Origin of the sequence: Stenotrophomonas sp. YIM B13575, from assembly GCF_042787595.1 — a bacterium.
Classification (GTDB): domain Bacteria; phylum Pseudomonadota; class Gammaproteobacteria; order Xanthomonadales; family Xanthomonadaceae; genus Stenotrophomonas; species Stenotrophomonas lactitubi_B.
Genome location: NZ_JBHZOP010000097.1, coordinates 1 through 10,887 on the forward strand (window position 1 = coordinate 1; position 10,887 = coordinate 10,887).

The following is a 10,887-nucleotide window of genomic DNA, read 5'->3' on the forward strand; positions in this document are numbered from 1 at the left end:
TCCCCGCCTGACGTCAGTGCGTGCGTACATCCAGAGGCTGCCGGCCAGCGGCCGGCACTACCGTGCCCGTCTGCAGGAAGGGCCGAAGCTCCTCCTGCAAACACAGTTGCTACATGGACGTATTCACGGCGTCCCCCGCAACCGGACCCACCCCGCCATCCCACGGAATGCAGGTTTTTGACGTTGACGTTGCCGTTGCTTCGGCAGGTGCAGGGCGCAGCCCTGCCGGACCACCACCGGTGGTTGCAGCAGCAACCGAAAAAATTGGCCATCATCAACCGACCCCCACGTCGTACGGCCCGCCCGTTCCGCCAGCCATGCCTGAATACCGCTCCCGCACCTCCACCGCTGGCCGCAACATGGCCGGCGCCCGCGCCCTGTGGCGTGCCACCGGCATGAAGGATGGCGACTTCCACAAGCCGATCATCGCCATCGCCAACTCCTTCACCCAGTTCGTGCCCGGCCACGTGCACCTGAAGGACCTTGGCCAGCTGGTCGCGCGCGAGATCGAACAGGTCGGCGGCGTCGCCAAGGAATTCAACACGATCGCCGTGGACGACGGCATCGCCATGGGCCACGACGGCATGCTGTACTCGCTGCCCAGCCGCGAGATCATCGCCGACTCGGTGGAGTACATGGTCAATGCGCACTGCGCCGATGCGCTGGTCTGCATCAGCAACTGCGACAAGATCACCCCCGGCATGCTGATGGCCGCACTGCGCCTGGATATTCCGGTGGTGTTCGTGTCCGGCGGCCCCATGGAAGCGGGCAAGACCAAGCTGTCCGAGCACAAGCTGGACCTGGTTGATGCCATGGTCGTCGCCGCCGACGACAGCGCCTCGGATGAGAAGGTTGCCGAGTACGAGCGCAGCGCCTGCCCCACCTGTGGCTCGTGCTCGGGCATGTTCACCGCCAACTCGATGAACTGCCTGACCGAAGCGCTGGGCCTGTCGCTGCCCGGCAACGGCACCACCCTGGCCACGCATGCCGACCGCGAAGCGCTGTTCCGCCGTGCCGGCCGCCTGATCGTCGAACTCTGCCATCGCTGGTATGGCGGCGAGGATCCGCGTGCGCTGCCGCGCGGCATCGCCACCCAGGCTGCGTTCGCCAACGCGATGACCCTGGATATCGCCATGGGCGGCTCCACCAACACCATCCTGCACCTGCTGGCCGCCGCGCAGGAAGCGGAGGTCCACTTCGACCTGTCCCACATCGACGCACTGTCGCGGCGCGTGCCACAGCTGTGCAAGGTGGCGCCGAACTCGCCCAAGTACCACGTCGAAGATGTGCATCGCGCCGGTGGTGTGTTCGGCATCCTCGGTGAGCTGGACCGCGCCGGGCTGCTGGATACCTCCGTGCCCACCGTACACAGCAACACGCTCGGCGAAGCACTCGATCGCTGGGACGTGATGCGCAGCGACAACGACACCCTGCACACCTTCTTCAAGGCCGGCCCGGCCGGCATTCCCACCCAGGAAGCCTTCAGCCAGGCCACGCGCTGGCCGTCGCTGGATGTTGACCGCGCCGAGGGCTGCATCCGCTCGCTGCAACACGCTTACTCACGGGAAGGTGGCCTCGCCGTGCTGCGCGGCAACCTCGCCGTCGACGGCTGCGTGGTGAAGACCGCCGGCGTGGACGAATCGATCCACGTGTTCGAAGGCAATGCACGCGTGTTCGAAAGCCAGGACGCGGCGGTCGCCGGCATCCTCGCTGATGAAGTGAAGCCCGGCGACGTGGTGGTCATCCGCTACGAAGGCCCGAAGGGTGGCCCGGGCATGCAGGAAATGCTGTATCCGACCAGTTACCTGAAGTCGAAGGGGCTGGGCAAGCAGTGCGCACTGCTGACAGACGGGCGTTTCTCCGGTGGTACCTCGGGCCTGTCGATCGGCCACGTCTCGCCGGAAGCGGCCAGCGGCGGTGTGATCGGGCTGGTGGAGGATGGTGACCGCATCCGCATCGACATCCCGGCGCGGCGCATCGACCTGCTGCTGGACGACGCCACGCTGGCCCAGCGCCGCGCCGAGGCCGATGCGCGTGGCTGGAAGCCGCGTGCACCGCGCCCGCGCAAGGTCACCAGCGCGCTGAAGGCGTACGCCCTGCTGGCCACCAGCGCCGACAAGGGCGCCGTGCGCAACACCGCCCTGCTCGGCGATTGAAGACGGGTAGTGCCGGCCGCTGGCCGGCAGTGCCCCTTCAGCACGCGGCACTACCCGCCCCCGGGGTGCATCATGTGCGGCCCCACACATGGACGTCCTGATGCGCCGTTTCCTCAGCCTGATATCACTGGCACTGGCCACTGCGACCGCGTCGGCGTCCGCCGACGAATGCCGCTTCGACAACCGTGCCGAACTGCTGGCGATGTCACCTGGAGCATTCGACCACGGCCCCGGCGAGGGTTGGGACGCGCTGGTCCGGCGCGCCGGCTGCCAGTTGGAACTGGCTGACCTGTTCGCCGCATACCGGCGCCAGGCCAAGGCGAGCGGCCACCCAGAGCTGGCCTGGCACGAGGCACAACTCCGGGCCTACGAGGGGCAACGCGATCCCGCCAGCGCGCTGATGCGGTTGACGTACAAGCCTGCCGGCGCCGACCCGGAGGGGTGGAACCTCTACGTGGATGCAACCATCGCCTTTCTGGATGACGACCTGCCGGCACTACGACGTGCTCGCGCGCGCTTGGCCGCCCTGCCGCTGCCACCCGGTACCACGCTCAGGGATGGGATGGTCGAGATGCGAAGCGCAGAGGGCCTGCAGCACGTCGCATGGCCACCGCGGCTGAAGACGGTGGACGACCTGATCCGCTGCATGTACCAGCCCTACGCACTGGCGTCCGAGTCATGCCCCCAGTCGCAGTACTGAAAGGCGAAACGACCCTGCTCGCGCGGCGGGGTCAGAGCCCTTCCGGCGGAAGGGATCCGACCCTGCTGCTCAGCCGATGGTGCGCTTGAACGGCGGCAGCGCGTCGATGATGCGCTTGCCGTAGCGGCGGGTCAGCAGCCGCGAGTCGAGGATGATCACCCGGCCGGTGTCGGTGGAGGTGCGGATCAGGCGGCCGGCGAACTGGGTCAGCGTGCGCAGCGCATGGGGAATGGCAATCAGGTTGAACGCATTGAGCCCGCGCGCTTCCACCCACTCGCTGAGGGTGGCGGTCTGCGGATCGGTCGGCACCGCGAACGGGACCTGGGTGATCACCACCGTGGTGCAGGCCTCACCCGGAAGATCCAGGCCTTCGCCGAACGAGTTGAGTCCGAACAGCACCGAACCCTCGCCGGCAGCCACGCGGCGCAGGTGTTCGTCGATCATGCGCGTCTTCGACATCTCGCCCTGCACCAGCACCTGCTTGCGCTTGGCGGCCGGCATCAGGCCTGCCACCTTCTCCATCTTCCAGCGCGAGGTGAACAGCACCATCGAGCCCTTCGTCCAGTCCAGTTCCTTGCCGATGTAGCGCGCCACTTCACGCGGATGGCCTTCGCGGTCATCGGGCGTGACCGGGAACGGCGGCACGATCAGCTCGGCCTGGTTGGGCAGGTCGAACGGGGAAGACAACGAGACCATCTCGGCGGTTTCAGGGATGCCGTTGTCGATCGCCAGCGCCTGGAAATCGCCGCCGCCGGTCAGCGTCGCCGAGGTCAGCACCACCGAATCCACTTCATCCCACAACAGCTTGCGCAGCACGTGCGCGGCCGACACCGGCGAGCCATGCAGCACGAGGTCGCCGTCGCGGGTGGCGGTCACCCAGCGCGCCATCGGCGGCGCGCCTTCCTTGTCCTCGCGGCGCCAGACCTGCCACAGGTTGTACTGCTGCTCGATCATCTCCAGCGCCATGCCCAGGTTGCGCTGCAGGCGCTCGCGCGCCGGATCGTCCGGCTTGCCCTTGGCGACCTGCGCGGTGGCCGCGTGCGCCCAGTTGTAGAGGCTGCGGGTATCGTCGGCAAGCGCCTCGATCGGCTCGCGCCAGGCCTCGGGCAGGCGCCCGTTGGCCGCGCGCCACATCGGTTCCTCATCGGCCGGCGCCGGCATCCACACCGCCTCGACATGATCGCGGAACGCACGCAGGCCCTTGGCCACGTTGCTGGCCGCGTCGATGGCTTCGTTCGGCAGCAGGTTGCCGAGGCGATCCTTGTCGACCGCGCGGTAGGCGCCGGCGATCAGGATCTGCAGGCGGCCGGTGCGCTTGGCCATCTCGTCCAACGCCAGGCTGGCCGCACCCTGATCGATGGCCACATTGCCAACGTGGTGGCCTTCGTCGAGCACCAGCAGCATGTCCGACGGCGCGGCGATCATCGGCTGGCCGTTGTCGCTGTCACCAATGGACAGCGCCGACAGCAGCAGCGCGTGGTTGGTGACCACGATCTGCGCGTCACGCACGGTGTTGCGCGAGCGCAGCACCGCGCACTGCGCCGAGTACGCACAGCGTCGCCCCGCACAGCCCGAGGCCGGGGTGGTGATGCGGCTACGCAGGCCGGGACTGATGGTTTCCGGTGCGTTGTCGATGTCGCCATCCCAGCTACCGCTGGTGAAGGCCACGGTGAGGCGCTTGGCGATGTCCATCTCGATCGGCGCCAGCGGGCGGTCGAACAACGGCTGCTCGTCCTCGAACATGCCGTTCTGCGCGCCCTCGCCGTGCGCCTCGGCGGCGTTGCGCGTGCACAGGTAGCGGGTGCGGCCCTTGGCCAGGGCAACGGTCGCCTCCAGGCCGGTGGCCTTGAGGAAGTTCGGGATATCGCGCTCGACCAGCTGCGACTGCAGCGCCACGGTACCGGTGCTGATCACCAGCTTCTTCTTGCTGGCCAGGGCAATCGGCACGCCGGCGGTCAGGTAGCCCAGGCTCTTGCCCACGCCGGTCGGTGCCTCGACCACGCCCACACCGCCGCTGGTGGACAGCGCACGCGACACCACGCCGATCATCTGGCTCTGCGAGCGGCGGGTGGAGAAGCCGGGGGTATTGGCCTGCAGCGTCGTGTACGCCTTGCGGATCGCGTCCTTCAAGGTGTCATCGAGCTTGCGTGGGGCGGCGACGGTTTCGGTCACGCCAGAACTACCGTAGCGGGGTCAGGCCGGCCATTGTCGCATGGCCGGCCACGGGCTCCGAGGCGCGGGCGCTGAACAGGGTCAGCCGCGTCGCGCGATGGCTGGATGCGCGCCCCACAACCCTACCGACGCGGCCACTGCCGCCATCGCGGTCAGGGCGTCGCAGTGCGCTGCCGCAGCAGCCGTACCAATGCCCAGACCAGCAGTACCGTACCGACGGCATCGAGCATGGCCAGGCCGAAGTGAACCACGCCCAGCACGGTGCTCAGCTGCGAGATCGCACTGAAGTCACCCCGGCTGACCATCCACATCGGCACCAGGTTGGCCAGCAGGCTGCCCATGCTGGACGCCAGCAACAGCAGCAGGCCGGAAAGCGCGCCGGTACGTGCCGGATCGCGCGGCGCGCCCATCACCCAGACCAGGCCGACGCACAGGGCGATCAGCACCGGCAGGCGCACGCCGACCATGGTCAGCAGGGAGACCATCAGAGCCTGGCTGTCCATCGATCAGTCCTGCCCGGCGAAGGCACCGGCTCCGGCGCGCAGCTGCTGGTAGACCGCGTCGGTCTGCGGGCGTACGGCGTGCCACTGCAGGAAGCTCTCCGCCGCCTGCTCGACCAGCATGCCCAGGCCATCGACCGTGTTGCGGCACTGCGCGGCGCGCGCCCAAGCCAGGAAGGCGATGGCGGCCTCGCCGTAGTTCAGGTCGACCGCCGTGGTCATCGAATTGACCAGAGACAGCGGCAGCTTGAACTCGGCGTCGCGATCGCGGCCGGCCGAAGTGGCGTTGAGGATCAGCTCGAAATCTCCGAGGTCGCGCAGATCGTCCCAGTAACGGCTGAGCGCGCGGCCCGGCTCGCCCATGGCATCGATCAGTTCGTCGGCGCGTTCCGGCGTGCGGTTGACCACCACCAGTTCGGTGATGCCGGCATCGAGCAGCGCCGGCGCGACGCTTCGCGCCGAACCACCGGCGCCCAGCAGCAGCACGCGGCGGCCGCGCAGGTCCAGGCCGTGGCGGTCGGTGAGGTCGCGCACCAGACCGATGCCATCGGTGGTGTCACCGTGCCAGCGGTCGCCCTTGCGCAGCAGAGTGTTGACCGAGCCGGCGCGGCGCGCGCGTGCGGTCAGCGTGGTGCACACGGAGAATGCCGCTTCCTTGTGCGGTGAGGTGACGTTGGCACCGACACCGCCCTCAGCGGCGAACACCTCCAGCCCGGCCAGGAAGGCGTCCGGGGCGAGATCGATGCTGCGGTAGTCGAGGGAGATGCCTTCCTGGCGACCGAACGCCGCATGGATCTGCGGCGACTTCGAGTGGGCGACGGGGTGTCCGAAGACGGCGTAACGATCGGTCATGGAATCCTCAAGCTGGCTAGACTGGTGCTCTTTCGTGCATGGACCTGGATGATGCGTATCGCCCCGACCCTGCTGGTGCTCGCCGCCAGTCTACTCTCTGCCCCGGTGGCGATGGCGTTGAACGAGTACGGCATCGAGGGCATGGGCGTGGTCTCCACCCGCGCCGATGAGGGCCGGGCCACGATCAGCGCCGATGGCCAGCGCATCGTCTTCGCCCGTCGTGGCGAGGCCGGCTGGGGGCTATGGCAGGCGCGCGTGGTCGACGGCCGCTGGCAGCAGGCGCAGGCCTTGCCGCTGGCAGTGACCGGCGAGGTGCGCGACCCGTATTTCAGCCACGACGGCCGCTGGCTGCTGTTCGCCGCAGGCCGCGAGGGCCGGCTGGCGCTGTACCGGGCGGCGATTGCCGCCGATGGCGGCTTGGGCACCCCACAACCGTTGGCCGGCGATGGCGGTCGCCATGAGGAGCGCGGCCCGGCATTGAGCGCGGACGGGCGGCGGCTGCTGTTTGCCCGCCAGCAGGGCCGTGGTGCCGGCTGGGACCTGTTCGTGGCCACGCTGGACGCGCAGGGCGCGCGCGGGCCGGCGACGGCGCTGCAGGCATTGAACAGCGCTGCCGATGAAACCGACGGCGACTGGCTGGGCAGCGCAGGCGCCGTGGCCTTCAGCCGTGGTAGCGGTGATACCGCGCAGGTCTGGACCAGCGGTTGCGCGTGGACGGGCGCTGCGTTGCAGCCGCTGGGGTTGTCGTTCAATCAGGGAAGCGGCTGGACCGGCGCGCCGGTGGTCGACAACGCCAAGCCGGGCGAAATGATGGTGGCCAGCAGCGCGGCGAAGTCGCCACGCGCCGGTGGCGTGGACGTGTACCGGCTGGCCGTGCCGAAGGTGGTGGCGGTGGCGGGCTGCGACGGGTAATGGGCAACGGATCGCGCGGGCGTTCATCCACGCATGGCGTGGATCTACTGCAACCCGCGTTGTAGTAGATCCACGCCATGCGTGGATGATGGTTCGGTGGGTGCCGACCGCCCCCCTCCGGTAGGTGCCGACCTTGGTCGGCACAGAAACAAAACCGCCAACCAAGGTTGGCGACTACCAGTAGATCCACGCCATGCGTGGATGATGGTTCGGAGTCGGCACACGGAAGCGCCAACCAAGGTTGGCGACTACCAGAAGATCAACTCAGCGCGACAGCACCTTCGCGCGCTGCTGTTCGTATTCCACTTCGCTGAGCTGGCCATTGTCCTTGCGCCGGTTCAGCGCGGCCAGTTCGGCCTGCACGCTCTCCGGCAGGGCCTGCTCGCGGGCAACCTGGGCGGCAGCGGAAAGCTGCTCGGGCGGGCGCCTGGCGGCGCGCCAGGCAGCGACGAACACGCCGACGATGATGGCCCCGAACACCAGCGTACCGGTGCCCCAGATCAACCATTGCATCCAACCCATTTCAGGTCCCATCGCGTGTTCCTCCGTCCGTCGTGGGCGCTATTGTCAGCGCTCGCGCAGCCAACGCGCCACCTGCGGCGCGAAATAGGTCAGCACGCCATCGGCGCCGGCACGCTTGAAGCCCAGCAGCGATTCCAGCACGCAGGCGCGCTCGTCCAGCCAGCCGTTGGCGAACGCCGCCTTCATCATCGCGTACTCGCCACTGACCTGATAGGCGAAGGTCGGCACGCCGAAGGTCTCCTTCACCCGCCGCACCAGGTCCAGGTACGGCATGCCCGGCTTGACCATCACCATGTCCGCGCCCTCTTCCAGGTCCAGCGCGATCTCGCGCATCGCCTCGTCACCGTTGGCCGGGTCCATCTGGTAGGTCTTCTTGTCGGCCTTGCCGAGGCTGGCCGCGCTGCCCACCGCGTCACGGAACGGGCCGTAGAACGCAGACGCGTACTTGGCCGAGTAGGCCATGATGCGCACGTTGAGGTGGTGGTCGGCGTCCAGCGCACGGCGGATCGCACCGATACGGCCATCCATCATGTCCGAGGGCGAAATGATGTCCGCGCCCGCCTCGGCGTGCGACAGCGACTGCTTGACCAGTGCTTCGACGGTGATGTCGTTGAGCACGTAGCCCTTGTCATCGATGATGCCGTCCTGGCCGTGCGTGGTGTACGGATCCAGGGCAACGTCGGTCATCACCCCCAGCTCCGGGAAACGCGACTTCAGCGCGCGGATCGCACGCTGCGCCAGGCCGTCCTCGGCCCAGGCCGCGGATGCGTCCAACGACTTCTGCGAGGCGTCCAGCACCGGGAACAGATCGATCACCGGGATGCCGAGTTCCAGCGCTTCCTCGGCCACCTTCAGCAGTTCTTCGATCGACAGCCGCTCCACGCCCGGCATCGACGGCACCGCAACGCGGCCAGCCGGTTCGTGCACGAACACCGGATAGATCAGGTCGTCGGTGGTCAGCGTGTTTTCGCGCATCAGGCGGCGCGAGAATTCGTCATGGCGCATGCGCCGCGGGCGGTAATGGGGATGAGGCATGGCAGGCTCCGAGGAGTGGCTATTGCAACAGGTAACCCTGCGGCAGCAGGGGTTCGGGCAACGGGCGTTCGCCGAGGGCATCGAGCTGGTCGATCTCGATGGTGCGCACCAGCGCGTCCAGCGGCAGGTCGTTCGGCTCCAGGCCGAACGGGTCTTCCATTTCTTCACCCAGCTGGTCCAGGCCGAAGAAGGCATAGGCCAGCACCGCCGACAGCACCGGCGTGGCCCAGCCCAGCGAACTGGCCAGGCCGAACGGCAGCAGTACGCAGAACATCCACGCGCAGCGGTGCAGCAACAGGGTGTAGGCGAACGGCAGCGGGGTGGTGAGGATGCGCTCGCAGCCGGCCTGGATCGAGGACATCGCGTGCAGGCGCTCTTCCAGCTGGACGTAGAGGATCGAATCGAGCGTGCCTTCGCGCCGGGCCTGGGCCAGTTCGGCGGCGATCATCGCCAGCAGCGCATCGGGCACGTTCTCGCGCTGAGCGAGCTGCCCGCGCTGTTCCTCGTCCAGCCATGGCACCGCGGCCAGCGCCACGTCGCGGGCACGCAGGCGCGCGGCCAGTGCGTAGGCGAAGGCGGTGGTCAGGTAGCTGATGCGCTGGCGGCGCGGCGCGTCGTCGGCCAGCAGTACCTGTACCTGGCGGGCCAGCGAACGCGATTCGAACACCAGCTGGCCCCACAGCTTGCGGCCCTCCCACCAGCGGTCGTAACAGGCGCTGTTGCGGAAGCTGAGGAAGATCGACAGGACCAGGCCGAGCAGGGTGAACGGGGTGACCGAGATGCGCTCGATGCCGACCGGCGGCGCCAGTTCCACCACCGCGGCGACCGCAATGGAGAGGATGAGGATGGCCAGTACCTTGGGCGCGATCGCCGGGACGATGGAGCCACGCAGGATGTACAGCAGTTGCCAGCCGTGGGGACGGGAACGAATGATCATGGGAGCAGCCGCGCGGCGCGCGGTTCGACAGGCACGCGGGGGGCTCGCGCAGCCGCCCATTCTACTCCCTGCCCGGCCAGCGGCCGTGTACCTGCGACGCCCTGTCGCACCGGCCGTACTGCCTCAGATGACGCCGCCGCCGAGCCCCAGGCGCAGGATGCCGACCACCACCACGATGCCGTTCAGGATCAGCCCGGTCCAAGCCCGGCCGCGCTTGCTGGGGTGGGTGAACAGGATGCCGAGCGCAGCAATGATCGCGCCGACCGCAGCAAACGGGATCAGGAACCAGTTGCCCCAGCCCAGCAGCGGTATCAACGCCAGGATCATCCACAGCAGCGCCAGTACGCCCCACAACAGACTGATCACACCCATAGCGCACTCCCCGTGGTTGTTCTTGCTCCCAACCATAGCCGTTCCCGGCAGCGCCGCCTACCGCCGTTGCCGTCAACCTCACCGGCGCCGTGCTAGCGTGCGGCCATGGGTCGAGCCCCGATGTTGGCGCCGATTCAGAGTGCCCGGCTGATGATCCGAACCAGTCCTACAGGGGTATACGCCATGAATATCCGTTGGGTCGCCTTGGCGGCCATGCTGCTGACCGTTGCCGGTTGCGCCAGCACTTCCAAGGTCATGCTGGGCCGCGCCCGCGCGCCGATCGATCCGGCCCAGGTGCAGATCTATTCGACGCCACCCGCCGGTTCGCAGGAAATCGCCCAGCTGGAGTCGTCGTCGGCGGTGGGCTTCGGCACGCAGGGCCAGACCGACGCCGCCGTGGCCCGCCTGAAGCGCGAAGCGGCCGCGCTCGGTGCCAACGGCGTGATCCTGATGGGCGTGGGCAGCAGTGGCTCACCGGTCGGCATGTCGGTGGGTGCCGGCAGCTACGGTTCGCACGTGGGCGGTGGCGTGGGCATCGGTATACCGACCACGCAGAAACGCGCGGCCGGCGTGGCGATCTGGGTGCCGAATCCGGCGCCGCCGGCACGCCTGCCGACACAGACGATCACCCCGCAACCGCAGCGGTGACCCGCACGGGTCAGCGCAGGTAGCGCCGGGCCATGCCCGGCGTCTCTTCCCTTCCGCTGCGCTGGCCGGGCGTGGCCCGGC

11 protein-coding genes are annotated in these 10,887 nt (G+C 68.4%); 4 read left to right on the plus strand and 7 right to left on the minus strand.

Annotation, left to right across the window (positions count from 1 at the left end; translation table 11 throughout):
* Positions 1 to 317: 317 nt before the first annotated feature.
* Together ilvD and ACFX4F_RS15350 are read left to right on the plus strand one after the other, a co-directional pair.
* A complete protein-coding gene (gene ilvD / locus ACFX4F_RS15345; RefSeq protein ID WP_099819827.1) occupies positions 318 to 2,156 on the plus strand; it encodes a dihydroxy-acid dehydratase in 1,839 nt (612 codons plus the stop codon).
* A 100-nt stretch (positions 2,157 to 2,256) separates the two neighbouring features.
* Positions 2,257 to 2,856, plus strand: a complete 600-nt coding sequence (locus ACFX4F_RS15350; protein WP_099819962.1) for a hypothetical protein — start codon at positions 2,257 to 2,259, stop codon at positions 2,854 to 2,856.
* A 69-nt stretch (positions 2,857 to 2,925) separates the two neighbouring features.
* On the opposite strand, the gene dinG is transcribed toward ACFX4F_RS15350, so the two are convergent.
* From dinG to aroE, 3 genes are all read right to left on the minus strand, one after another.
* Positions 2,926 to 5,028: an ATP-dependent DNA helicase DinG gene (gene dinG / locus ACFX4F_RS15355; protein WP_099819828.1), complete on the minus strand. Its 2,103-nt coding sequence runs from the start codon at positions 5,026 to 5,028 to the stop codon at positions 2,926 to 2,928.
* A 152-nt stretch (positions 5,029 to 5,180) separates the two neighbouring features.
* The gene (locus ACFX4F_RS15360) at positions 5,181 to 5,531 is read right to left on the minus strand and encodes a hypothetical protein (RefSeq protein ID WP_099819829.1); all 351 of its coding nucleotides are present in this window, start codon (positions 5,529 to 5,531) and stop codon (positions 5,181 to 5,183) included.
* A 3-nt stretch (positions 5,532 to 5,534) separates the two neighbouring features.
* A complete protein-coding gene (gene aroE, locus ACFX4F_RS15365) occupies positions 5,535 to 6,380 on the minus strand; it encodes a shikimate dehydrogenase (protein WP_099819830.1) in 846 nt (281 codons plus the stop codon).
* A gap of 48 nt (positions 6,381 to 6,428) precedes the next feature.
* On the opposite strand from aroE, the gene ACFX4F_RS15370 reads away from it, so the two are divergent.
* Entirely contained in the window at positions 6,429 to 7,292 is an 864-nt protein-coding gene (locus ACFX4F_RS15370; protein ID WP_099819831.1) for a TolB family protein, read from the plus strand.
* Between the two features lie 264 nt (positions 7,293 to 7,556).
* On the opposite strand, the gene ACFX4F_RS15375 is transcribed toward ACFX4F_RS15370, so the two are convergent.
* From ACFX4F_RS15375 to ACFX4F_RS15390, 4 genes are all read right to left on the minus strand, one after another.
* Entirely contained in the window at positions 7,557 to 7,826 is a 270-nt protein-coding gene (locus ACFX4F_RS15375) for a hypothetical protein (protein ID WP_100462057.1), read from the minus strand.
* A gap of 33 nt (positions 7,827 to 7,859) precedes the next feature.
* Positions 7,860 to 8,849 carry a porphobilinogen synthase gene (gene hemB, locus ACFX4F_RS15380; protein WP_025877543.1) on the minus strand — a complete coding sequence of 330 codons (990 nt, stop codon included), beginning with the start codon at positions 8,847 to 8,849 and terminating at the stop codon, positions 7,860 to 7,862.
* A 19-nt stretch (positions 8,850 to 8,868) separates the two neighbouring features.
* Positions 8,869 to 9,786 carry a bestrophin family protein gene (locus ACFX4F_RS15385; RefSeq protein ID WP_380656779.1) on the minus strand — a complete coding sequence of 306 codons (918 nt, stop codon included), beginning with the start codon at positions 9,784 to 9,786 and terminating at the stop codon, positions 8,869 to 8,871.
* A 123-nt stretch (positions 9,787 to 9,909) separates the two neighbouring features.
* Positions 9,910 to 10,158 (minus strand): hypothetical protein, encoded by a 249-nt coding sequence (locus tag ACFX4F_RS15390; protein ID WP_032952021.1) that lies wholly within the window; start codon positions 10,156 to 10,158, stop codon positions 9,910 to 9,912.
* Positions 10,159 to 10,341: 183 nt separating this feature from the next.
* Here ACFX4F_RS15390 and ACFX4F_RS15395 point away from each other — a divergent pair, with 183 nt between their 5' ends.
* Positions 10,342 to 10,806 (plus strand): hypothetical protein, encoded by a 465-nt coding sequence (locus ACFX4F_RS15395; RefSeq protein WP_089237661.1) that lies wholly within the window; start codon positions 10,342 to 10,344, stop codon positions 10,804 to 10,806.
* Positions 10,807 to 10,887: the final 81 nt, after the last annotated feature.

What these genes read in the sequence shown, in the direction of transcription:
- ilvD (WP_099819827.1), top strand. Translation starts at nt 318, where the DNA reads ATGCCTGAATACCGCTCCCGCACCTCCACCGCTGGCCGCAACATGGCC.
- hemB (WP_025877543.1), bottom strand. Translation starts at nt 8,849, where the DNA reads ATGCCTCATCCCCATTACCGCCCGCGGCGCATGCGCCATGACGAATTC.
- ACFX4F_RS15350 (WP_099819962.1), top strand. Translation starts at nt 2,257, where the DNA reads ATGCGCCGTTTCCTCAGCCTGATATCACTGGCACTGGCCACTGCGACC.
- ACFX4F_RS15395 (WP_089237661.1), top strand. Translation starts at nt 10,342, where the DNA reads ATGAATATCCGTTGGGTCGCCTTGGCGGCCATGCTGCTGACCGTTGCC.
- aroE (WP_099819830.1), bottom strand. Translation starts at nt 6,380, where the DNA reads ATGACCGATCGTTACGCCGTCTTCGGACACCCCGTCGCCCACTCGAAG.
- ACFX4F_RS15385 (WP_380656779.1), bottom strand. Translation starts at nt 9,786, where the DNA reads ATGATCATTCGTTCCCGTCCCCACGGCTGGCAACTGCTGTACATCCTG.
- ACFX4F_RS15360 (WP_099819829.1), bottom strand. Translation starts at nt 5,531, where the DNA reads ATGGACAGCCAGGCTCTGATGGTCTCCCTGCTGACCATGGTCGGCGTG.
- ACFX4F_RS15375 (WP_100462057.1), bottom strand. Translation starts at nt 7,826, where the DNA reads ATGGGACCTGAAATGGGTTGGATGCAATGGTTGATCTGGGGCACCGGT.
- ACFX4F_RS15370 (WP_099819831.1), top strand. Translation starts at nt 6,429, where the DNA reads ATGATGCGTATCGCCCCGACCCTGCTGGTGCTCGCCGCCAGTCTACTC.
- ACFX4F_RS15390 (WP_032952021.1), bottom strand. Translation starts at nt 10,158, where the DNA reads ATGGGTGTGATCAGTCTGTTGTGGGGCGTACTGGCGCTGCTGTGGATG.